A 22,329-nucleotide genomic window follows, 5' to 3' on the forward strand; every position below is an offset into this window, starting at 1 on the left:
TCAGCGGGGGACGGGGACGTGGCTGAGGATCGCGGTGATGACGGAGTCGGTGGTGACTCCCTCCATCTCCGCTTCGGGCCGCAGCTGGATCCGGTGGCGCAGGGTGGGCAGGGCCAGGGCTTTCACGTCGTCGGGGATGACGTAGTCGCGTCCGGTCAGCCAGGCCCAGGCGCGGGCGGTGGAGAGCAGAGCAGTGGCGCCTCGGGGGGACACGCCGAGGGTGAGTGAGGGGGAGTCACGAGTGGCACGGCAGATATCGACAACGTAACCCGCGATCTCGGCGGAGACAGAGGTCTTGGCGACCGCGGCACGGGCCGCTTCGAGGTCGGCTGGGCCGGCGACGGGGCGTACCCCCGCCGCTCCGAGGTCCCGGGGGTTGAAGCCTTCCGCGTGCCTGGTCAGGACGTCTATTTCGTCCTCGCGGCTGGGCAGTGGGACGGTCAGCTTGAGAAGGAACCGGTCCAGTTGGGCTTCGGGGAGGGGGTAAGTGCCTTCGTACTCAACCGGGTTCTGGGTCGCGGCCACGAGAAACGGGTCGGGGAGCGGGCGCGGGGTGCCGTCGACCGTGACCTGGCGCTCTTCCATTGCTTCGAGGAGCGAGGACTGCGTCTTGGGTGGTGTGCGGTTGATCTCGTCGGCGAGCAGGAGGTTGGTGAAGACGGGCCCTGGCTGGAACGAGAACTCTGCGGTGCGGGCGTCGTAGACAAGAGAACCGGTGACGTCGCTGGGCATCAGGTCAGGAGTGAACTGGACGCGCTTGGTGTCGAGTTCGAGGGAGGCCGCGAGTGTGCGGACGAGGAGCGTCTTGGCGACGCCCGGAACACCTTCGAGGAGCACATGACCGCGGCACAGCAGAGCCACGACGAGTCCGGTGACAGCGGGGTCCTGGCCGACCACGGCCTTGGCGATTTCGGCGCGCAGGGCCTCCAGGGAGGCGCGGGCGCGGTCCGAGTTCACGGCTGTCTCGGGGGTCGGGGCGCTCATGAAGTGCGTACCTCTCTTTCAAGGGCGTCGAGTTGGTCGGCCAGGCGGATGAGAGCGGTGTCGTCGGCAGGAGCCGGGCCGAAGAGCAGGCCCATGAGGTCTCGCTCTCCGGTAGGGAGATGTGCGGAGATCGCGGGGAGCAGCGCTTCGGGGGAGTTGGCTTCGACAGGGGGGACACCGAGCAGTGGGGCGATGCGTGTGCGGGTGGCGGAACGGAGGGCGGCGGCCGCGCGGTCGCGGGCGTTCACCTTGCGGTAGAGGCGGGCGCGGCCCTCGGTGGACTCGGAGGCTCGGATGGCCACGGGCAGCCGTTCGGTGACGAGGGGGCCAAGCCTGCGGGCACGCCAGATGGCGGCCAGGACGGCGGCGAGGGCGAGCTGAAGAGTGCCCCATAGCCAGCCGGAGGGGATCAGTTCGAGGAAGGTGCTGCTGGTGTCGCCGTCAGTGTCCTGTGCGGCGGAAGTGTCGCCGAGTGAAGGGAGGTACCAGACCAGATGGGTGCGGGAGCCCAGGAGTTGCAGTGCGAGGGAGGCGTTGCCGTGCTCGTCCAGGCGGTCGTTGAAGAGGATGTCGGGGGAGCCGAGCAGGACGGTGTCGCCCTTGCCGGGGTTGTCGAACCGGAGCAGGGTGGGCAGTCCGTCGCTGAGGTAGCAACGGTCGGCGCCGGGCTTGTCGGTGCTGTAGCGCTCACCGCCGAGGTCGGCGTTGCCCGCGCTGCGGGCGGCGGGGAACGAGCACTGAGGGGTGCGCGCCGAGACGGATACCGGGGACTCGCTGCGGACTCCCGGGGCCAGGGTGGCGAGCGAGAAGGGTCCTGCGGAGAGGAGGACCGCGCGGCCTCCAGAGTCGGCCGTCGCGGTGCGGAGCGTGCGCTGCTGTCGCTCCGTCAGCAGGTCGGGTGCGGTGACGAGAAGGGTGCTGTCGGGGCCGGCCGCGGACGTGGCTTCGTCGAGGGTCGTGACCACCCGCGTGTCGACGCCGTGGCCCTTGAGGAGTTCGGCGACGGCACGGCTGCCGTACTGGTCCGCCGAGCGGGGGTCGAGGCGGCCGTGCTGTGCCCCGGAACGCAGGGCGGCCATGGTGATCCCGGCGGCGATGAGGATGACGATGACGAACAGCAGGCCCCGGGTGCGGGTCCACACCTGACGTTTCGTGGGGGCCGTGGAGGTGGAGGTGAGAGAAGCCGTGGTCATTCGGCTGCTCCCAAGGCTGTGCCGCTCAGTTGGGGCTTGGCGCGCTCCAGTTCGAGATCGAGATCCCGCAGGCGCAGATATGTCTGTCGGTCGGCGGTGCGGCCGCCGTATGTGACGTCGTCGAAGTCCCTGGCGGCGGTGCGGAGGCCGGCGGCGTGGGAGGGAAGGGAGCGCCCGGCTTCGGCGGCAGCCTCGTCGGCGGTACGGCCGGGGTGGGGTTCGAGCAGGGTCCGTTCCTCCAGTGAGCGGACGATGGCCCGCATGCGTTCCTGGACGGCCTGGTTCCAGCGCCCTGCGGCGGCGTGGGTCTCTGCGGCCGCGCGGTGTTCGGATGCGCTTCGGGTGCTGTCGTCGAAGAGGGTGTCCGCCGAGCCGGGCGGGCGGTGCGGTGTGCCAAGACGCCACCAGAGGGCGACGATCAGGCCGATGACGATCAGGATGATGACGAGAAGCCCGAGCGGGCCACCGGGAGCGGCGCCGGACGCGGAGTCGAAGATGCCGCCCACCCAGTCCCAGAAGCGGTCGAGGGCGCGCTGGAGGAGGCTCGGGTCGTTCTCGTGGTACATCGGCTTGGACAGTTCGTGTTCCGCCGCCTCCCGGGCGGGGACGCGCGGAGTGTCCACTGGTACGTCGTCGCCCGCGCGGATCAGCAGCCGCACCGTGATTCCGCCCCCCGCGGTGGACACCGCATCAGCTCCTGAAGGAGTCGTGGCCCGACGGCTGAGAGCCGTAGCCGGGGACGCCGGCGGCCCGGGCGAGTTCGAGGTCGAGGGCCTCGCGGCGGATGCGCTGGTCGACGTAGAGGAGGACCGTCACACCGGCGGAGATCGGGTAGGTGATGGACGACGCGATCACCGAGCCGATGCCGGTGATGATCAGGAACGGCCAGCCGAAGTCGGGATTCTCACCGGAGAACAGATCGCTGAAGCCGCTTCCGTCGACCGCGAACGCGATCAGGCTGAACGGTATCGCGATGATCATCGATACCAGCAGAGTCAGCAGCAGCGTCAGCGCCAGGATTCCGAGGGTTCGCCACCAGGCGCCCTGGACCAGCTTGGCCGAGCGGCGCAGGGACGCGATGACGCCTTGACGCTCCAGCATCAGAGCGGGGGAGGCAAGGGCGAACCGGATCATCAGCCAGAGAATGACCGCACAGGCCGCGAGACCTGCCATCACGGAGAGCGCGATTCCCCATCCGCCGCCGAGGAGCAGGCCGGGAAGGACCGCCGCGGTCATGATGCCGGCGCTCATCAGCGGCAACAGCAGGGTCAGACCCAGCAGTTGAAGGAGCCGGGGCCGTGCCTCGTGCCAGGCATCGGAGAGGGTCACCGGGCTGCCCAGCACCGAGCGGCTGATCACTACGGTAAGCAGTGCCGTGGTGAAGAGCGTGGCGACGAGGGTGATCACCAGCGCCGGTCCCAGCCCGAGCAGGCTGGACTGCAGCGAGTCCACAGACTGCCTCAGAGTCTCCGACGGACTGGCATCCGGGTCGACCTCCGGGGGGTCGGGAAGCACATAGCGCTCGACGAGGATGTTGCAGATCTCGGAGATCACCGAGACCGCGATCGTCACGCCCAGCACTGTGCGCCAGTGGGCGCGCAGCGTGGACACGGCACCGTCGAGGATCTCTCCGACGCCGAGAGGGCGCAGCGGGATGACGCCGGGTTTGGCCGCGGCGGGCGGCTGGCCCCAGCCGCCGCGTGGCTGACCGCCGCCCCAGCCCCCCGGCGGCGGGGCGGGAGTGCGGGGCGCGTCCTGTGCCGTCGGCGCCGACCACTGTCCAGGGGGCGGTTGCTCCTTGGACCACGTCGAGGCGGGGCCGCTCTCGCCGACCGGCTCGACCTGATGCGGCGCACCGGAGCCCTGGCCGTCGGAGGGGGCAGATCCGGGCGAGGCCCAGCCCGGAGTGTCGTTCACGGTCGTCCACCTCATGGATTGGTCGCAGGACCGGCTCGTCGAGTCGGCTCGTTCACGGTGCCAGCCCCCATGGCGGGACGGCGGGCTGGCAGCCATCGTGCCACGCGTGGGTCGCTGGTGGGCGGGGCGCCGTATCTCCTTCGCACCTTCTTTGTCGGTGGCTCACGGGGCAGACTGGGCGGATGGCTGATCAGTACGTACAAAACCCGGTCGACAGCGAGCCGCCCATGCTTCCGGCGCTGCGCTGGGACGAGCCGCCGGAAGGGCCCGTACTGGTGCTGCTCGACCAGACGCGGCTTCCCGCCGAGGAGGTCGAGCTGGTCTGCACCGACGTGCCTGCCCTGGTGCGGGCGATACAGACGCTCGCCGTTCGCGGGGCGCCGCTGCTGGGCATCGCGGGTGCGTACGGGGTGGCGCTCGCCGCCGCCCGCGGCTACGACGTCGAAGAGGCTGCGGAACTGCTTGAGCAGGCGCGGCCCACCGCGGTGAACCTGGGATCCGGCGTGCGGCGCGCGGCGGCCGCATACCGGGCGGCGGCGGGCAAGGGAGCGGATGCGGAGCAGGCGGCGCACGCGACGCTCGCGGCGGCCAGGGCGCTGCACGAGGAGGATGCCGAGGCGAGCGCGCTCATGGCCGAGCATGGGCTCGTGCTGCTCGACGAACTCCTGCCGGGCGGCGGACACAGAATTCTGACCCACTGCAACACCGGAGCTCTGGTCTCCGGCGGGGAGGGCACCGCGTTCGCCGTGGCTCTCACGGCGCACCGCGCGGGACGGCTGCGGCGGCTGTGGGTGGACGAGACGCGGCCGCTGCTGCAGGGGGCACGGCTGACCGCCTATGAGGCGGCGCGGAACGGAATGCCGTACACATTGCTCACGGACAATGCCGCGGGATCCCTCTTCGCGGCGGGAGAGGTGGATGCCGTACTGATCGGTGCCGACCGGATCGCCGCCGACGGATCAGTGGCGAACAAGGTGGGGAGCTACCCCCTGGCCGTGCTCGCGAAGTATCACCACGTTCCGTTCATCGTGGTCGCGCCGACGACGACCATGGATCTGGGCACGCAGGACGGGGCTTCGATAGAGGTCGAACAGCGATCTGGACAAGAAGTGACGGAGGTCACATCGCCACACGCAGTGATGGCTGGGGAAGCGGGTGCCGGGCTGCCGGTCGCACCGCTGGGAACCCAGGCGTACAACCCGGCGTTCGATGTAACGCCGCCGGATCTGGTGACGGCGATCGTCACCGAGCAGGGAACGTTGTCCCCGGTCACAGGGGGCGGAATTGCGGAGCTGTGTGCCAGTTCACGCCAGGTAACGATTAGCTAATGGGATGATGTCGAATATGAAGGGACGAGTCCTTGTCGTCGACGACGACACCGCACTGGCCGAGATGCTCGGGATTGTGCTGCGTGGTGAAGGTTTCGAGCCGTCGTTCGTAGCGGACGGTGACAAGGCGCTTGCCGCGTTCCGCGAGGCCAAACCGGACCTTGTACTGCTCGACCTCATGCTGCCCGGACGGGACGGCATCGAGGTGTGCAGGCTGATCAGGGCCGAGTCCGGCGTGCCGATCGTGATGCTCACCGCCAAGAGCGACACGGTGGACGTGGTGGTCGGCCTGGAGTCAGGGGCCGACGACTACATCGTCAAGCCGTTCAAGCCGAAAGAGCTGGTTGCCCGGATCCGGGCACGGCTCAGGAGGTCGGAGGAGCCGGCGCCCGAACAGCTGGCGATCGGGGATCTGGTCATCGATGTGGCCGGTCACTCCGTCAAGCGGGACGGGCAGTCCATCGCTCTGACCCCGCTGGAGTTCGATCTCCTGGTGGCGCTTGCCCGCAAGCCGTGGCAGGTGTTCACCCGCGAGGTGCTGCTGGAGCAGGTGTGGGGCTACCGCCACGCCGCGGACACCCGGCTGGTGAATGTGCATGTACAGCGGTTGCGTTCCAAGGTCGAGAAGGACCCTGAGCGCCCGGAGATCGTGGTGACCGTCCGTGGTGTCGGTTACAAGGCCGGGCCGAGCTGACATGCCCCGAGGCAGCGTTGCTCCGAAGCCCGGGGAGCCGGGAGTCCGTACGGGGCGGGCTGCCGGACCGGGGCGTGAGCCCTCGCGATTCGGCCGTCTGTTCCAGGGCGGACGGCTGCCCCAGGACAGTCTGCCGACAGGGCCTGTCCTGAGGTTCGTCATGCGCTGGGTGCGCCGTCTGCTGCTTCCGGCTGTGCGCCTGTGGCGGCGGAACATTCAGCTCAGGGTGGTCGCGAGCACGCTGCTGATGTCGTTGGGCGTGGTGGTGCTGCTGGGCTTCGTCGTCATCGGCCAGGTGCGCAACGGTCTGCTCGACGCCAAGGACAGGGCCGCCCAGAGCCAGGCCGCAGGCGGCTTCGCCGTGGCCCGGGAAAAGGCGAACGAGCCCGTCGGGCCCGACGGCGCCGCTGCCGACGGCAGGACCGCCAGGAGCTCCTGGCGGTCCGACCTCGTCGAGCAGCTCGCCAGTGGTGGTCAAGGCGCGTTCAACGTGGTGGCGCTGAGCGCCGACTCCGAGGACGCGGGCTCGAGCCGAGGCCCGAGGACCTCGGGGAGCGTCGACTTCGCGAGCATTCCCCAGGACCTGCGGGACGCGGTCGACCAGGGGACCGGGACCTTCGAGACGTACGTCCGGATCAAGTACAACAACGGCGAGCACGACCCCGAGCCCGGGCTGGTCGTCGGCACGCGGCTGAACGACATCGAGGGCAATCCGTACGAGCTGTACTACCTCTTCCCGCTGGCGCAGGAGGAGCAGTCGCTCAACCTGGTCAGAGGGACCCTCGCCACCGCCGGGCTGTTCGTGGTCGTCCTGCTGGGAGCCATTGCCTGGCTCGTCGTGCGGCAGATCGTGACGCCCGTGCGCATGGCGGCGGGAATCGCCGAGCGGCTCTCCGCGGGCCGTCTCCAGGAACGGATGAAGGTCACCGGCGAGGACGACATCGCCAGACTCGGCGAGGCCTTCAACAAGATGGCGCAGAACCTCCAGCTCAAGATCCAGCAGCTGGAGGAGCTCTCCCGGATGCAGCGGCGGTTCGTCTCGGACGTCTCGCACGAGCTGCGCACCCCGCTGACGACCGTGCGGATGGCTGCCGACGTCATCCACGAGGCCCGCAGCGACTTCGACCCGGTCACGGCGCGCTCCGCCGAGCTTCTCGGGGATCAGCTCGACCGGTTCGAGTCGCTGCTCGCCGACCTGCTGGAGATCAGCCGCTTCGACGCCGGCGCGGCCGCTCTGGAGGCCGAGCCGATAGACCTGCGCGAGGTCGTACGGCGGGTGATCGGCGGAGCCGAGCCGCTGGCCGAGCGCAAGGGCACCCGGATACGTGTGATCGGCGACGAGCAGCCGGTCGTGGCCGAGGCCGATGCCCGTCGTGTGGAGCGTGTGCTGAGGAACCTGGTCGTCAACGCCGTGGAGCACGGCGAGGGCCGGGACGTGATCGTACGGATGGCGGTGGCCGGCGGAGCCGTGGCCGTGGCCGTACGGGACTACGGCGTGGGGCTGAAGCCCGGGGAGGCGACCCGCGTCTTCAGCCGCTTCTGGCGAGCCGACCCGGCGCGGGCGCGGACCACCGGCGGTACCGGACTCGGACTGTCCATCGCGGTCGAGGACGCCCGGCTGCACGGCGGCTGGCTGCAGGCGTGGGGCGAGCCCGGTGGGGGCTCGCAGTTCCGGCTGACGCTGCCGCGTACGGCAGACGAGCCGCTGCGCGGATCGCCGATACCGCTGGAGCCGGAGGACTCGCGGCAGAACCGCGAGCAGGCCCAGTCCGCTCTTCCCAAGACGAACGGGCACCGGCTGACGTCCGTGCCCGTTCAGCCGGTGACGGACCGGGCGTCCCTGCCCGTGCCGGCGCGTGCCTCGGTACCGCCCCCCTCGGCCCCGTCCGGTGTGGATCCGGCGGCGCTGCCGGGCAGCGGTGCCAGGGTGGTGGCGCGCCCGGCGGGGGAGCGCCTCGACGATTCGGCAGCACAGATTTCTTCGGACCGGGAGGACACGACTCGTGGGCGCTGATCCCCGTCGCCGAGGCCACAAAGGCCGCCGAGGCGCGCTCACGGCCTCCGCGCTGCTCGGCTGCAGCGCGGTGCTGCTGGCGGGGTGTGCCTCGATGCCCGACAGCGGTGACATCCACGCGGTGAAGGCGTCGCCGCGCGGGGACTCCCAGGTGCGGGTGTACGCCGTGCCGCCGCGGAAGGGCGCGACTCCCGCTGAGATCGTCACAGGCTTCCTGGAAGCGATGACCAGCGACGACTCCAATTTCGCCACCGCCCGGACCTATCTGACGGCGGAGACGTCCCGGACGTGGCGGCCGGAGGCGGGCACCACGGTGCTGGCGGCGTCGCCGGACGCGGGACAGGGAACAGCCGGCCGCGAGGACAACCCCGGCATCAGCTATCCGCTGCTGGGCAAGCAGATCGCCACGGTGGACTCGCAGCACGCGTACCAGCCGATGACGCCCACCGAGTACAGCCCCCGGATCCATCTGTCTCAGCAGAGCGGCCCGGACGGCAGGGAATGGCGGATCGACAACCTGCCGCCGGGTCTGGTGCTCGGCGCGTCCGACTTCCAGCGCAACTACCGTTCGGTGAACAAGTACTACTTCGCCTCCAGGTGGAGCACCCTGGTGGCCGATCCGGTCTACATCCGTCAGCGGCTGGATCCGGTGACCCGGATGGATCCCGTCACGCAGTCGGTCAAGGCGCTGCTGGACGGGCCGTCGAACTGGCTGAGGCCGGTCGTCGAGACGCCCTTCCCGACGGGTACCGCGCTGAAGGCGGGCACGAAGTCGCTCGCCTTCGACGACCGGAACGCGCTGAAGGTGCCGCTCAACGAGAAGGCGTCCAACACGAGCCGCCAGCAGTGCACGAAGATGGCCGCGCAGATTCTGTTCACGTTGAGGGATGTGACATCCACCCAGGTCGGCCAGGTCGAACTGCGGCGCGCGGACGGCTCGCAGCTGTGTGTGCTCAACAGCGGCCAAGCTGAGGTGTACGCACCCGGCCATATCTCGGTCGGCCCGGTGAACCAGTACTTCGTCGACAGCAAGAACCGGCTGGCGAAGCTGTCGGGTGCTGCCAAGGAGATAAGCGCGCCGGAGAACGTGCCGGGTCCCTTCGGCGACGGACGGCTGGCGATGAGCACGGTCGGGGTGGCTCATGACGAGCGCACCGCGGCGGTGGTCTCGAAGGACGACAGCCGTCTGTACGTCTCGTCCGTCATGCAGGACGGCGACCTGGGCGCGGCCGTGGTCCAGAGCAGGGGCAACACTCCCTTCAACCGTCTCTCGGCACCCAGCTGGGACGGCCGGAACGATCTCTGGATCGCCGACCGTGACCCGGCGCGTCCGGCGCTGCTGCGACTGGTGGGCGGCACGGGGACCCCCCAGCAGGTCAAGATCGTCCCTGGTCTCGACGGCGCGCGGATCGAGTCGCTGAGGGTTTCCGCGGACGGTGTGCGCATCGCGCTGCTGCTGACGAAGGACGGGAAGACCACCCTGAAGATCGGACGCGTGGAGCGCACAGGCCCCAAGGACAATCCGGTGGTCTCCGTCGCGGAACTGCGGCCCGCCGCGCCACAGATGGAGACGGTGACGGCCGTGTCCTGGGCGGGACCGAGCAGGCTCGTGGTGGTCGGCAAGGAGTCCGGCGGTGTCCAGCAGGTGCGTTATATGCAGACGGACGGCTCGAGTTCGGACACGAGTGTGCTGCCGGGACTGAACCGGGTGAAGGCGGTCGCGGCGTCCGACGACGAGAGCCGCCCGCTGGTCGCGTACTCCGAGGACGACGGCATTGTGCGGCTTCCGGCAGGGGCCAATTGGCAGACACTGGTCAAGAACGGCTCGGCGCCGGTCTACCCCGGGTAGTGCTGCGCGGGGTGCCGCTTGCGTGCCTCCCCCGGGCAGCGGGGATGCCCGGCGGCCCTCGCCGCTGCCCGCGGGGGAGGGCCAGCCCTGCTCGCGGGGGGAGGGCCGGCCAGTCCTGAACGGCCCTGGAAGTGCCCGGGCGGGCCGGGGAAGGCGCTTTGAGCCACCCTGGGACCTAGTTGTCCACAGGGGTGGCCCAAGGCTCCAGCGGTTGGCACAGTGGTTGCCATGCGGGGCTGGTGGCAGGAGATCTCCGGTCTGGTGCTGCCGGTCGCCTGCGCCGGCTGCGGCACCGCTCGTACGCAGTTGTGCGAGGAGTGCGCGCTGACGCTGTACGGCAGCGCGGCGCGTCGGGCGAGGCCGTTGCCCGAGCCCGATGGGCTGCCGGTGGTGCATGCAGCAGCTCCGTACGCCGATGCGGTGCGGGCCGTTCTGCTGGCGCACAAGGAGCGCGGCGTCCTGGGGCTGGCCCGGCCACTGGGTGTCGCGATCGCCGGGGCGGTGCGGGCGGGCATGCCACGGGCCGTGCGGGGTACCGGGCCCCTGTTGCTCGTACCTGTGCCGTCGGCGCGCCGTGCGGTCAGGGCGCGAGGGCACGATGCGGCGAGACGGATGACGCAGGCCGCAGCGGCGGAGCTGCGGCGTACGGGAACGGAGGCCAGGGCACTGCCGGTGCTGCGGCAGCGGCGTGAGATCGCCGACCAGTCGGGTCTCACGGCCCGTGAGCGGGTGACGAATCTGGCGGGGGCACTGGAGGTCGTCGCCGGTGGCGGACGGCTGCTGGAGGGCGGCCGGGCGGTGCTGGTGGACGATCTCATGACCACGGGGGCTTCGCTGGCGGAGGCGGCCCGCGCGCTCCAAGCCGTCCCCGGGCTGTCCTTTCCCGCATTCGTACGGCTGAGTGCGGCGGTTGTCGCGGCACCTCCGCAGTCTTTCGGAATAAACCGGAACTGACAGAGAACTTGCATCGTTGCAGGTAGTGAGAGACGAAAATCGCCTCAATGGACGTACGCGCTGGTAGCGGGTGCCGACACCCGTCCGAGCGAGCTATGTTCGGTTGTGAGGAATGGCGATTGCCGTGCCTCACCGCCAATGCACTGCTGTGCTTCCGGCCAGGCATTCGGGAGTGTGAAAACCTCGAATGTGGTGGGGTGGGGATCTTGTCGACTGGGGAGGAGGAGGTGAAGTCGCCAAGTCCGAGGCTCCGGTGATCACCGGGGTCTGGTGCAAGAGGGAAATGCTCCGCAGCCTGCGAGCGGGCGGAGCTATCCGGGAACGGAGTTCTGCGTGGACATCGTCGTCAAGGGCCGCAAGACCGAGGTGCCCGAGCGGTTCCGCAAGCACGTGGCCGAGAAGCTGAAGCTGGACAAGATCCAGAAGCTCGACGGCAAGGTGATCAGCCTGGACGTCGAGGTGTCCAAGGAGCACAACCCGCGGCAGGCCGACCGTTCCGACCGCGTGGAGATCACCCTCCACTCGCGAGGCCCGGTGATCCGGGCGGAGGCGGCGGCCGGCGACCCGTACGCGGCACTCGACCTCGCCACCGGCAAGCTCGAGGCCCGGCTGCGCAAGCAGCACGACAAGCGCCACAACCGCCGTGGAAACGGCCGCATTTCGGCATCCGAAGTTGCAGATGTCGTTCCCGGCGTCGCCGAGTTGAACGCCAACGGACGGCCCCTCACCGAAGAGGCGCCGCAATCCATTCCCACCACCATGATCGGCTCGCTCGAAGTGCAGGGCGAGGGGCCGCTGGTGGTTCGCGAGAAGATCCACACAGCAGCACCGATGACCCTTGACCAGGCTCTCTACGAGATGGAGCTGGTGGGGCACGACTTCTACCTCTTCGTCGACTCCGAGACGAAGCATCCCAGTGTCGTCTACCGGCGGCACGCATATGACTATGGCGTCATCCACCTGGAGTCCGACCCGCTGGCCGGATCCGAGGCGGGCGGGGCCGGAGGTGCACTCGGCGGCTGACGGCCGTCGGCAGGCAAGTGGTGCCCCTGGAGCGCCGTGTGCGCCCCCAGGGGCACCCCCGTGCGACCACAGGGTCACCGCTCTGCCGGTCAGGCATGAAAGCATGGGCGTCCCAGGCCAACCGCTGCACCCCGTACTGAGGTTGGCGGACCAGACATGATCTTCAGGCCGCGGCCTTCAGGGGGAGGAACGATGGCGGACAGCTTCGGGCCGGTTCACGGCGACGCAGGCGATGTCGGCACCGCACTTGCGGAAGACGGCGCGGACCCCGGCGGCTCCCGAAAGGAGCCGATCAGGGTGCTTGTGGTGGACGACCATGCCCTGTTCCGGCGCGGGCTGGAGATCGTCCTCGCACAGGAAGAGGACATCCAGGTCGTCGGTGAGGCGGGCGACGGCGCCGAGGCCGTCGACAAGGCCGCCGACCTCCTGCCCGACATCGTGCTGATGGATGTCCGGATGCCCAAGCGCGGCGGCATCGAGGCCTGCACGTCCATCAAGGAAGTCGCCCCCAGCGCCAAGATCATCATGCTGACGATCAGCGACGAGGAGGCCGACCTCTACGACGCGATCAAGGCGGGCGCCACTGGCTATCTCCTCAAGGAGATCTCCACCGACGAGGTGGCCACGGCGATCCGAGCCGTGGCCGACGGCCAGTCGCAGATCAGCCCGTCGATGGCGTCCAAGCTGCTCACCGAGTTCAAGTCGATGATCCAGCGCACTGACGAGCGCCGGCTGGTGCCCGCGCCCCGGCTGACCGACCGCGAGCTCGAAGTGCTCAAGCTCGTGGCGACGGGGATGAACAACCGCGACATCGCGAAAGAGCTGTTCATCTCCGAGAACACCGTGAAGAACCACGTCCGCAACATCCTGGAGAAGCTTCAGCTCCACTCCCGCATGGAAGCCGTGGTCTACGCGATGCGGGAGAAGATCCTCGAGATCCGGTAGGAGGCAGGCCGCACCGGACCCGGGACGGTCGGGACCAGGGGGCGGTCACGAGACGGCCTTGACCAGATCCGCGGTCAGCTCGGCGCGGTCGAGCCGTTCGATCCGTACCGCATCGCAGCCGACCCACTCCGCGGCCTCGCGCAGTGCCTGCGCCATGGGAGCCACGGCCTTCGGGCTCTCCAGGGACACCTGGCGCGCCACCAGAGTCGTGCCCTCGCGGGCGGGGTCGACGCGGCCCAGGAGCTTTCCGCCCGCGAGCAGGGGCATCGCGAAGTAGCCGTACACCCGCTTGGGCTTGGGGACGTACGCCTCAAGGCGATGCGTGAAGCCGAAGATCCGTTCGGTGCGTGCGCGCTCCCACACCAGTGAGTCGAACGGCGAGAGCAGCGTCGTACGGTGGCGGCCGCGCGGCTCGGCGGGGAGCGCCTGCGGGTCCGCCCAGGCGGGCTTGGACCAGCCCTCGACCGTGACCGGTACCAGTCCGGAGTCGGCGACCACCGCGTCGAACTGCTCGCCCTTCAGACGGTGGTAGTCCGCGATGTCCGCGCGGGTGCCGACGCCGAGCGACTGCCCGGCGAGCCGGACGAGCCTGCGCAGGCATTCCGTGTCGTCCAGCTCGTCGTGCAGATACTCGTCGGGGACGGCCCGCTCGGCGAGGTCGTACACCCGCTTCCAGCCGCGCCGCTCGGTGCACACCACCTCGCCGTACATCAGGGCGCGCTCGACGGCGACCTTGGAGGCCGACCAGTCCCACCACTCCCCGCCGTTCTTCGCGCCACCCAACTCCGTCGCCGTGAGGGGGCCTTCGGCGCGCAGCTGTTTGATCACCGTGTCGTAGGCGCCGTCCGGAAGATCGTGGTTCCAGTGCGGGCGGGCGCGGTAGGCGCGACGGCGGAAGGCGAAGTGGGGCCACTCCTCAACGGGGAGGATGCAGGCCGCATGGGACCAGTACTCGAAGCTGTGGCCGCCCGTCCAGTACGCGTCCTCGACGGTTTTGCGGCCCACGGCGCCGAGGCGGGCGTACGGAATCAGCTCGTGCGAGCGCGCCAGCACCGAGATCGTGTCCAGCTGGACGGCTCCGAGATGCCGCAACACGCCGCGCACCCCGCCGCGCCGGTCGGGCGCGCCCAGGAACCCCTGGGCGCGCAGCGCGATGCGGCGGGCTTCGGCTGCGGACAGTTCGGCGGTCGGCGGCGGCAGACTGGTCATGCTCCGCACCCTAGACGGCGGCACTGACAACCGGCCCGCGCCGCCGGAGCGCGCGGGCCCGCCCACAACCCGGGGCGCCCGCCAGCAAGCCCGTACCAAGCCCAGCAAGCCCGTATCAAGCCCCACAAGCCCGCGCCCGCCGAAGCCCCGTCCCCGCCCCCGTGCCCGCGCTCAGGACGGACAGGCCCCCGCGCCCAGAAAGTCACCGCCCCCGCGCTCAGGACGGACAAGCCCCGCGCTCAGGGGCGGGCAAGGCCCTGCCCCCTGAGCACGCGCCCGGCAAGCCGCGCCCCTCACCTCCGGGACGGCAGATACGGATGGGTGCTCGGCAGCCCCAGGTCCGACGGAAGCAGAGCACCCACCCAGACGTCCCTGAGTGTGTCCTTGTTCAGCAGCGCCGCCCGCAGCTCCCCCTCGACGGTGAACCCGGCCCTCTGGGCGACGCCCCGCGAACCCTCGTTGCCGACCTCCGCCCGCCACTCCAGGCGCGTCGTACCCAGCCTGGTGAATGCCCAGTGCGCCACCGCGCCCACCGCCTCCGCCATCACTCCCCTGCCCCGGTGCTCCTTGCCCGTCCAGTAGCCGATCTCCCAGGTTCCCGAATAGGTACGCAGGGTGACCGCGACCGACGCCATGAGCGGACCGCCCCCGCGGGGCAGCACCGCGAACGTGCACATCGTCCCCGTGCGCCAGCCCTCCGGAACCATGTGGCCGGTGAACTCGGCCGCGTGATGCCGTTCGTAGGGCGAGGGGACCGTCGTCCATCGTTGGATGTCGGGATCCTGACAAGCCTCCCAGACCGCGTCCGTGTCGTCGGTGGTGAAGGTCCGCAGCAGCAGGCGTTCGGTGGTGAGGGTGATGGGCTCCATGCCCGGATTCTGGTCAGGTACACGAAAGGATGCGAGTACTTTTCGTACCTCACCGGCACCTTCCGTGCGTCCCGAGCGTTGTCCTTGCGGGTAACAGCAGCCCTGGCTGACGGCGGACCTCCCGACCCGGCGGGGTCCTCGCTTACGATGGCCGTTGCGGTGGGGCCTACCTGCCGTGCCCGCGCCAGTGTCCATAACACGACCCAGTGCCAGGCCCGATCGGCAAGGAGACCAGCCTCAGTGTCCGTCTTCAACAAGCTCATGCGTGCAGGCGAAGGCAAGATCCTGCGCAAACTGCACCGCATCGCGGACCAGGTCAACTCCATCGAAGAGGACTTCGTCAACCTCTCCGACGCCGAGTTGCGGGCCCTCACCGATGAGTACAAGGAGCGGTACGCCGACGGTGAGAGCCTGGACGACCTGCTTCCCGAGGCGTTCGCGACCGTCCGCGAGGCCGCCAAGCGCGTCCTTGGACAGCGCCACTACGACGTACAGATGATGGGCGGCGCCGCGCTGCACCTCGGGTACGTCGCGGAGATGAAGACCGGTGAGGGCAAGACCCTCGTCGGCACGCTCCCCGCTTACCTCAACGCGCTCTCGGGCAAGGGCGTCCACCTGATCACGGTGAACGACTACCTGGCCGAGCGCGACTCGGAGATGATGGGCCGGGTGCACAAGTTCCTGGGCCTGCAGGTTGGCTGCATCCTCGCCAACATGACGCCCGCGCAGCGTCGCGAACAGTACAGCTGCGACATTACGTACGGAACGAACAATGAGTTCGGCTTCGACTACCTGCGCGACAACATGGCGTGGTCCCAGGACGAGCTCGTCCAGCGCGGCCACAACTACGCGATCGTCGACGAGGTCGACTCGATCCTCGTGGACGAGGCCCGTACGCCACTGATCATCTCCGGTCCCGCCGACCAGGCCACCAAGTGGTACGGCGACTTCGCCAAGCTGGTCACGCGCCTGACCAAGGGCGAGGCGGGCAACCCCCTCAAGGGCATCGAGGAAACCGGCGACTACGAGGTCGACGAGAAGAAGCGGACCGTCGCCATCCATGAGCCGGGTGTCGCGAAGGTCGAGGACTGGCTGGGCATCGACAACCTCTACGAGTCGGTGAACACTCCCCTCGTCGGCTATCTGAACAACGCCATCAAGGCCAAGGAACTGTTCAAGAAGGACAAGGACTACGTCGTCATCGACGGCGAAGTCATGATCGTCGATGAGCACACCGGCCGTATCCTCGCCGGCCGCCGCTACAACGAGGGCATGCACCAGGCGATCGAGGCGAAGGAAGGGGTGGACATCAAGGACGAGAACCAGACCCTCGCCACGATCACCCTGCAGAACTTCTTCCGCCTCTACGGCAAGCTCTCCGGCATGACCGGTACGGCCATGACCGAGGCCGCCGAGTTCCACCAGATCTACAAGCTGGGCGTCGTGCCGATCCCGACGAACAAGCCGATGGTCCGCAAGGACCAGTCCGACCTGATCTACCGCACCGAGGTCGCGAAGTTCGCGGCGGTCGTCGACGACATCGCCGAGAAGCACGAGAAGGGCCAGCCGATCCTCGTCGGCACCACGTCGGTCGAGAAGTCCGAGTACCTCTCCCAGCAGCTCAACAAGCGCGGCATCCAGCACGAGGTCCTCAACGCCAAGCAGCACGACCGTGAGGCGACGATCGTCGCCCAGGCCGGCCGCAAGGGCGCGGTCACGGTCGCGACGAACATGGCCGGCCGTGGTACTGACATCAAGCTCGGCGGCAACCCCGACGACCTCGCCGAGGCGGAGCTGCGCCAGCGCGGCATGGACCCGGTCGAGCACGTCGAGGAGTGGGCCGCGGCCCTGCCCGCCGCGCTGGAGCGCGCCGAGGCGGCCGTCAAGGCCGAGCACGACGAGGTGACCGACATCGGCGGCCTCTATGTGCTCGGCACCGAGCGCCACGAGTCGCGGCGCATCGACAACCAGCTGCGCGGCCGTTCCGGCCGTCAGGGCGACCCCGGCGAGTCCCGGTTCTACCTCTCCCTGGGCGATGACCTGATGCGTCTGTTCAAGGCGCAGATGGTCGAGCGCGTGATGTCGATGGCCAACGTCCCCGACGACGTCCCGATCGAGAACAAGATGGTCACGCGCGCGATCGCGTCGGCCCAGTCGCAGGTCGAGCAGCAGAACTTCGAGACGCGTAAGAACGTCCTGAAGTACGACGAGGTCCTCAACCGGCAGCGCGAGGTCATCTACGGCGAGCGCCGCCGCGTCCTTGAGGGCGAGGACCTGCACGAGCAGGTGCGTCACTTCATGGACGACACCATCGACGCCTACATCCAGGCGGAGACCGTCGAGGGCTTCGCCGAGGAGTGGGACCTGGACCGGCTGTGGGGCGCGTTCAAGCAGCTCTACCCGGTGAAGGCGACCGTCGAGGAGCTGGAGGAGGCGGCCGGCGACCGGGCCGGGATCACCGCCGAATTCATCGCCGAGTCCATCAAGGACGACATTCACGAGCAGTACGACGAGCGTGAGAAGCAGCTCGGCTCGGACATCATGCGTGAGCTGGAGCGGCGCGTGGTGCTGTCCGTCCTGGACCGCAAGTGGCGCGAGCACCTCTACGAGATGGACTACCTCCAGGAGGGCATCGGTCTGCGGGCGATGGCCCAGAAGGACCCGCTCGTGGAGTACCAGCGCGAGGGCTTCGACATGTTCACCGCCATGATGGAGGGCATCAAGGAGGAGTCCGTCGGCTATCTGTTCAACCTGGAGGTCCAGGTCGAGCAGCAGGTCGAGGAGATCCCCGTGCAGGACTCGGCGGAGCGGACCTCGCTCGCCAAGGAGGACGCGGTTCCGGCCGGAGCCTCGCGTCCGGAGATCCGGGCGAAGGGCCTGGACGCCCCGCAGCGGCCCGACCGGCTGCATTTCTCGGCTCCCACCGTGGACGGCGAGGGCGGTGTCGTCGAGGGCGACTTCGACAGCGACGGCGGGCCTGCCCGTTCCGAGACGGACGGGATGACGCGTGCCGAGCGCCGCAAGGCGCAGAAGCGCAGCGGAGGCCGCCGCAAGAAGTAACCCTGAGCGCTGCTCTGTTGCGAACGGCCGGGCCGGACACCGATTGCGGTGTCCGGCCCGGCCGTTTGTTCAGGGCCTCCTGTTCAGGCCCCTTTCGCTCAGGGGCTCGCCGGGACGCGCCCCAGGCCGAGGCGGCGTGCGCCCCGGGTCATCGCCTGGGACATCCTCGACGGCATCGAGTCGGGGGCGGGGACGGTCACGGGCCGCACCCGGCCGTTGTGGATGGCGGTGATCCGCCAGCCGTTCTCGGTGTTCACGACCACGATCGTCTGGCGGGACAGGCGGCGCTTGGGGAGCCGGGAGCGCCACGGCATCAGTACGGACGCGGTGCCATGGACGATCGCGACGTCGGGCGTGACGTAGCGGATGGCCTCGATCTCGCCGACCAGCGCGGAACCGGTGAGGACCCCGCGGAAGAGCTTGTCGTGGTTGGCCTGATGCTCGGTGCGGCCCACGGCGCGTGTGCCGTCGTACGAGACGTAGTCCGAGTCCTCGGTGAAGCAGGCGCCGAACGCGACCGCGTCGCCCTCGGTCCATGCCGTCATGAAGCGCTCGAAGAGGTCCTTGATGCGACCGTCGCTCTGGTTCTGCCGGGTACTCATTGCTCTGCCCTCCGGGTGTTATCCTTACGATCAACGAAACTTACGATACCAGAAAGATTCGAATGTCGAAAGAAGCGTACATAGAGAGAGTCGCTCAGCAGCTCCGGTCGCTGCAGCAGAGCTTCGACGCGTTCGACGAGGCGGCCGCCGCCCGGCTCGGGGTGAACCGCACCGACCTGCGCTGTCTTGACCTGGTACTGGGTGCGGGACCGCTGTCGGCCGGTGAGCTGAGCACCGCGCTGAAGTTGAGCCCGGCCGCGACGACGACGGTCATCGACCGCTTGGAGCGCGCCGGGCTGGTTGCCCGGACGCGCGACGCGGCCAACCGGCGGCGGGTGCTGGTCACTGCCACGGACGCGGCGGGGGTCGCCGAGGCCGAGGTGTATCTGCCGGTCGGCGCGGCTGCGGCGGAGGCGCTGGGCCGGTACGACGAGGAGCAGCTCGCGACGATCCTGGACTTCCTGAAGGTGGCCCGGGAGGTGCAGGAGGGGCAGGCGGCAAGGCTCGGGCTGGCGACCGGCTGACGGGTCGACGGGCCGAGGGTGCCGGCCGCTCCTGCCGGCACGCCGGCCCTACCCGCACGCCGGTCCGCACCCGGGACCGTGGCGCGGCCGGCGGCCGGCGGCCGGCGTGCGGGAGCGGGGGTTCAGCCGGCCGGCTATTCGGACGCCACCGCGACGCGTTCCCCGCCGACCTCCACCGCGGCGCAGCGCCAGCGCTGGTCCGCGCCCTGCTCCAGGCGGAAGGCCATCGCGCTGACCCGGTCGCCCGAGCCGATCCTGGCGAAGGCCTCGATCACTCCCGGGCCCGGATGGTATTCACCGCAGTGCCGGATGACGGGCGTCACACGCTCCGCCGGGCGCAGCGGGGCTCCGGGAGCCAGCCGTACCAGTTGCTCGTACGCCTCGCCGATCGTGTGTCCCAGCATCCAGTGGACCGGCCGCCGACCGCTGAGCACCGCGAGCAGGCGGTCGGCGAACCAGTAGTGCGGCTTGTGCTGCCGCCGTGCGCGCGCCATCGCCGCCTGCGCCACCACGGCGGGACGGCGCTGGTCGTGCCGCCCTGCGGGCCGGGTCGTGTTCATGCGGATCGCCCCCGATGTGCCGGGCCCGGGCCGATACCGGGCGGTAACTTCAGTGGTGATCTTCTACGGGGCCGAAGCGGACCGCCGCAACAGTCGGGCACGTCGGCCCGGCCCGGGGAACAGTTCACCTATCTGGGTGACGAGAGGCCCTCTCGCGGCGTCGCAGGCGGGCGCGGGGCAGGTGGAGGTGGACGGTGCGCGAGGCCGGGAGCGGGGGCCCGAAGGGGGACCTCGCACGTATCCTGAGGGCGTCTCCGACTACGAAAGCGGTCAGCCATGCGCGTGTACGTCCCCCTGACCCTCCCCGGTCTCGCCGAGGCGCACAAGGCGGGCGAACTGGGCCCCGGGCCGCTGACCGCCTACGCCGTGACTCCTGGACTGCGCGAGTGGTACGTCTCCGACGACATCGAGGAGCTCGAGTACGCCGCTTTGAACCGGGCCGCCGCGGCCTCGCTGCGGCTGCTGGCGGGGGACCCGGACGCGGTCCGGCGCCGGGTCGTCGTGGCCCTCGACGTACGGGACCAGGACGCGGTCGCCGACCCCGACCGGGTGCTGGTCGAGAGCGCGCTCGGCGAGGTCCGGGTGGCCGCCGCGGTGCCGCTCGCCAAGGCGGCGGCGGTGCATGTGGACGCCGACGACGCGATCGGAGACGTGAGCGCGGCCGCGGCCGCGCTGGGCGCGGCGGACCAGGGCGACGACGACGCGCAGTTCACGGTGGACGGCGCGGAGGACCACGAGCTGCTCTGGTACGGGGTGCAGGAGATCCCGAACCTCATCGGCTGAAGCCGTCGGCCGCAGGCACGGGCGAGGCCGTGGGTCCGGCGCACGGGCGGCCCGTTGTCAGACCAGGCCGGTACGGTTTCCGTATGGGGAAGCACACCACGCATCTGGTCTGGGACTGGAACGGCACGCTGCTCGACGACATCAAGGCGGTCATCGGGGCGACGAACGCGGCCTTCGCGGAGATCGGCCTGGAGCCGATCACGCTGGAGAGCTACCGCGAGTTGTACTGCGTGCCGATCCCCCTGTTCTACGAGCGGCTGATGGGCCGGCTGCCGACGGACGCCGAGTGGGTGGTCATGGACGAGGCCTTCCACCGGCACTACGGCGAGCACCGGATCGGGTGCGGGCTGACCGAGGGTGTCGAGGAGCTGCTGCGGGAGTGGAGGCTCGCCGGGCGCAGCCAGTCGCTGCTGAGCATGTACGGGCACGAGGAGCTGGTCCCGGTCGTACGCGGCTACGGCATCGAGAGCCACTTCATACGCGTGGACGGGCGGACCGGGCCGTCCGGGGGCACGAAGGCGCTGCACATGGAGCGGCACCTCGCTGCGATGGCCGGTGTCGCCGCGCCGGAGCACACGGTGGTGATCGGGGACGCGGTCGACGACGCGGTGGCGGCGGCGCACGTGGGAGCGCGTGCGGTGCTGTACACGGGCGGGTCGCACAGCAGGGTGAGTCTGGAGTCGGCGGGGGTGCCGGTGGTGGACAGCCTGGCGGAGGCGGTGGAGGTCGCGACGCGACTGGTGGCGTAGGCCGGGCTCGGGCTGCCCCCTCGCCCGGGGTCGGCCACCGCCGCCCCGGGCAGCCCCGACCGTTCACCTCACCCCAGCGGCGCGTGCTTGCGCAGTACCGTCAGGAACTCCCGCATCCACGCCGAGTGGTCCGGCCACGCGCGTGACGACACCAGGGTGCCGTCGACCACCACTTCCACGTCCTGGAAGCTCGCGCCGGCCGTTTGCATGTCCAGTTCCAGGGCCGGGTACGCGGTGACCCGGCGGCCCTCCAGGCTGCCGATGGCCGCCGTCAGCAGCGGGCCGTGGCAGATCTGGGCCACCGGTCTGTCGGAGTCGAAGAACGACTTGATGATCTTGCGGAGCTCGGGGTCGTTGCGCAGATACTCCGGGGCCCGGCCGCCCGGGATCACCAACGCCGCGTACGCTCCGGGGTCGACCTCCGAAAAGGCCAGGTCCGCGGGCCAGGTATAGCCCGGCTTCTCGGTGTAGGTGTCGAATCCCGGCTCGAAGTCGTGCACGACGAACCGCAGCTGCTTGCGCGCGGGGGCCGCGATGTCGACGTCGTATCCCTCCTCGCGCAGACGCTGGTAGGGATAGAGGACCTCGAGGGCCTCGGCCGCATCTCCGGTGACGATCAGGATCTTGGCTGTCATGGCTGCTCCCGGTGTCGGGCTGTCGACGGTGCCCCTGCCGACGGTGCGGGGCCGGCTGTCGACGGTGTCCGTGTCGTCACCGCCAACCTGCACCGCGGAGGGTTGTTTGCCAAGAGGTGGCCTGTGTCGCTGTCCAGAGTGTCAAACTTCTGGCCCTGCTTTTGTACACATAAGGCTCATGACGGGGCGGGGGGGCAGGGCGATAGCCTGGACCCGTGATCAGCGCGATACGCCGTGGGGGCAGCGAAGCCCCCGGCCAGCGCCCGGTGCGCCACAGCGCCCGGGCGATCGTTGATCATCCCGTCCCGGCCCTGCTGCCAAACTTGGCCAATATCGGCTCGGACATCTCTCACTGCGGCATAACGTCGACTCAGAGCGGACACCCCGCGTCGTGGCGTTGCGTCGCTTTTTCTTTCACCTACGTCACGCAATGGCGC

The 22,329-nt window shown here is 69.7% G+C and carries 20 protein-coding genes; 11 read left to right on the plus strand and 9 right to left on the minus strand.

Going from position 1 to position 22,329, the window contains the following annotated elements:
* From OG293_RS21955 to OG293_RS21970, 4 genes are read right to left on the minus strand one after another with little or no spacing between them, the layout of a single operon-like run.
* The gene (locus OG293_RS21955) at window positions 1–984 is read right to left on the minus strand and encodes an AAA family ATPase (protein WP_406000486.1); all 984 of its coding nucleotides are present in this window, start codon (window positions 982–984) and stop codon (window positions 1–3) included.
* Window positions 981–2,177, minus strand: a complete 1,197-nt coding sequence (locus tag OG293_RS21960; RefSeq protein WP_406000487.1) for a DUF4350 domain-containing protein — start codon at window positions 2,175–2,177, stop codon at window positions 981–983. The genes OG293_RS21955 and OG293_RS21960 overlap by 4 nt, the downstream gene beginning before the upstream one ends.
* Window positions 2,174–2,863 carry a DUF4129 domain-containing protein gene (locus OG293_RS21965; RefSeq protein WP_406000488.1) on the minus strand — a complete coding sequence of 230 codons (690 nt, stop codon included), beginning with the start codon at window positions 2,861–2,863 and terminating at the stop codon, window positions 2,174–2,176. Before OG293_RS21965 ends, OG293_RS21960 begins: the two co-directional genes overlap by 4 nt.
* Window positions 2,864–2,867: 4 nt before the next feature.
* A complete protein-coding gene (locus OG293_RS21970) occupies window positions 2,868–4,094 on the minus strand; it encodes a hypothetical protein (RefSeq protein WP_406000489.1) in 1,227 nt (408 codons plus the stop codon).
* 182 nt (window positions 4,095–4,276) lie between these two features.
* Between OG293_RS21970 and mtnA the strand changes: the two genes are divergently transcribed.
* The 7 genes from mtnA to OG293_RS22005 all read left to right on the plus strand — a co-directional run bounded on the left by mtnA (window position 4,277) and on the right by OG293_RS22005 (window position 12,901).
* On the plus strand, window positions 4,277–5,422 hold the full coding sequence (mtnA, locus tag OG293_RS21975; protein WP_406000490.1) for an S-methyl-5-thioribose-1-phosphate isomerase: 1,146 nt from the start codon (window positions 4,277–4,279) through the stop codon (window positions 5,420–5,422).
* Between the two features lie 4 nt (window positions 5,423–5,426).
* On the plus strand, window positions 5,427–6,116 hold the full coding sequence (gene mtrA, locus OG293_RS21980) for a two-component system response regulator MtrA (RefSeq protein WP_351232597.1): 690 nt from the start codon (window positions 5,427–5,429) through the stop codon (window positions 6,114–6,116).
* A 1-nt stretch (window position 6,117) separates the two neighbouring features.
* Entirely contained in the window at window positions 6,118–8,130 is a 2,013-nt protein-coding gene (gene mtrB / locus OG293_RS21985; RefSeq protein ID WP_406000491.1) for an MtrAB system histidine kinase MtrB, read from the plus strand.
* Entirely contained in the window at window positions 8,120–9,979 is a 1,860-nt protein-coding gene (locus OG293_RS21990; protein ID WP_406000492.1) for an LpqB family beta-propeller domain-containing protein, read from the plus strand. Before mtrB ends, OG293_RS21990 begins: the two co-directional genes overlap by 11 nt.
* 228 nt (window positions 9,980–10,207) lie before the next feature.
* A complete protein-coding gene (locus OG293_RS21995; protein ID WP_406000493.1) occupies window positions 10,208–10,933 on the plus strand; it encodes a ComF family protein in 726 nt (241 codons plus the stop codon).
* 333 nt (window positions 10,934–11,266) lie between these two features.
* Window positions 11,267–11,956, plus strand: a complete 690-nt coding sequence (gene hpf, locus OG293_RS22000) for a ribosome hibernation-promoting factor, HPF/YfiA family (RefSeq protein WP_406000494.1) — start codon at window positions 11,267–11,269, stop codon at window positions 11,954–11,956.
* A gap of 192 nt (window positions 11,957–12,148) precedes the next feature.
* Window positions 12,149–12,901: a response regulator gene (locus OG293_RS22005; RefSeq protein ID WP_406000495.1), complete on the plus strand. Its 753-nt coding sequence runs from the start codon at window positions 12,149–12,151 to the stop codon at window positions 12,899–12,901.
* A gap of 45 nt (window positions 12,902–12,946) precedes the next feature.
* Here OG293_RS22005 and OG293_RS22010 read toward each other — a convergent pair whose 3' ends face one another.
* Complete coding sequence (locus OG293_RS22010; protein ID WP_406000496.1) at window positions 12,947–14,110, minus strand: winged helix-turn-helix domain-containing protein; 1,164 nt, start codon at window positions 14,108–14,110, stop codon at window positions 12,947–12,949.
* A 293-nt stretch (window positions 14,111–14,403) separates the two neighbouring features.
* The gene (locus tag OG293_RS22015; protein ID WP_406000497.1) at window positions 14,404–14,979 is read right to left on the minus strand and encodes a GNAT family N-acetyltransferase; all 576 of its coding nucleotides are present in this window, start codon (window positions 14,977–14,979) and stop codon (window positions 14,404–14,406) included.
* A 240-nt stretch (window positions 14,980–15,219) separates the two neighbouring features.
* Between OG293_RS22015 and secA the strand changes: the two genes are divergently transcribed.
* Complete coding sequence (secA, locus tag OG293_RS22020) at window positions 15,220–18,039, plus strand: preprotein translocase subunit SecA (RefSeq protein ID WP_406000498.1); 2,820 nt, start codon at window positions 15,220–15,222, stop codon at window positions 18,037–18,039.
* A 98-nt stretch (window positions 18,040–18,137) separates the two neighbouring features.
* Here secA and OG293_RS22025 read toward each other — a convergent pair whose 3' ends face one another.
* Complete coding sequence (locus OG293_RS22025) at window positions 18,138–18,641, minus strand: SgcJ/EcaC family oxidoreductase (RefSeq protein ID WP_406000499.1); 504 nt, start codon at window positions 18,639–18,641, stop codon at window positions 18,138–18,140.
* Window positions 18,642–18,703: 62 nt separating this feature from the next.
* Here OG293_RS22025 and OG293_RS22030 point away from each other — a divergent pair, with 62 nt between their 5' ends.
* Complete coding sequence (locus tag OG293_RS22030; protein WP_406000500.1) at window positions 18,704–19,165, plus strand: MarR family winged helix-turn-helix transcriptional regulator; 462 nt, start codon at window positions 18,704–18,706, stop codon at window positions 19,163–19,165.
* A gap of 134 nt (window positions 19,166–19,299) precedes the next feature.
* Here OG293_RS22030 and OG293_RS22035 read toward each other — a convergent pair whose 3' ends face one another.
* Entirely contained in the window at window positions 19,300–19,725 is a 426-nt protein-coding gene (locus OG293_RS22035) for an Rv3235 family protein (RefSeq protein WP_406000501.1), read from the minus strand.
* Between the two features lie 276 nt (window positions 19,726–20,001).
* Between OG293_RS22035 and OG293_RS22040 the strand changes: the two genes are divergently transcribed.
* Window positions 20,002–20,508, plus strand: coding sequence for a DUF6912 family protein (locus tag OG293_RS22040; protein ID WP_406000502.1), 507 nt, complete (start codon window positions 20,002–20,004; stop codon window positions 20,506–20,508).
* A gap of 83 nt (window positions 20,509–20,591) precedes the next feature.
* Window positions 20,592–21,257 (plus strand): HAD family hydrolase, encoded by a 666-nt coding sequence (locus OG293_RS22045; RefSeq protein ID WP_406000503.1) that lies wholly within the window; start codon window positions 20,592–20,594, stop codon window positions 21,255–21,257.
* A gap of 68 nt (window positions 21,258–21,325) precedes the next feature.
* On the opposite strand, the gene OG293_RS22050 is transcribed toward OG293_RS22045, so the two are convergent.
* Window positions 21,326–21,892, minus strand: a complete 567-nt coding sequence (locus tag OG293_RS22050) for a DJ-1/PfpI family protein (protein WP_406000504.1) — start codon at window positions 21,890–21,892, stop codon at window positions 21,326–21,328.
* Window positions 21,893–22,329: the final 437 nt, after the last annotated feature.

The organism is Streptomyces sp. NBC_00829 (assembly GCF_045161795.1).
GTDB lineage: Bacteria > Actinomycetota > Actinomycetes > Streptomycetales > Streptomycetaceae > Streptomyces.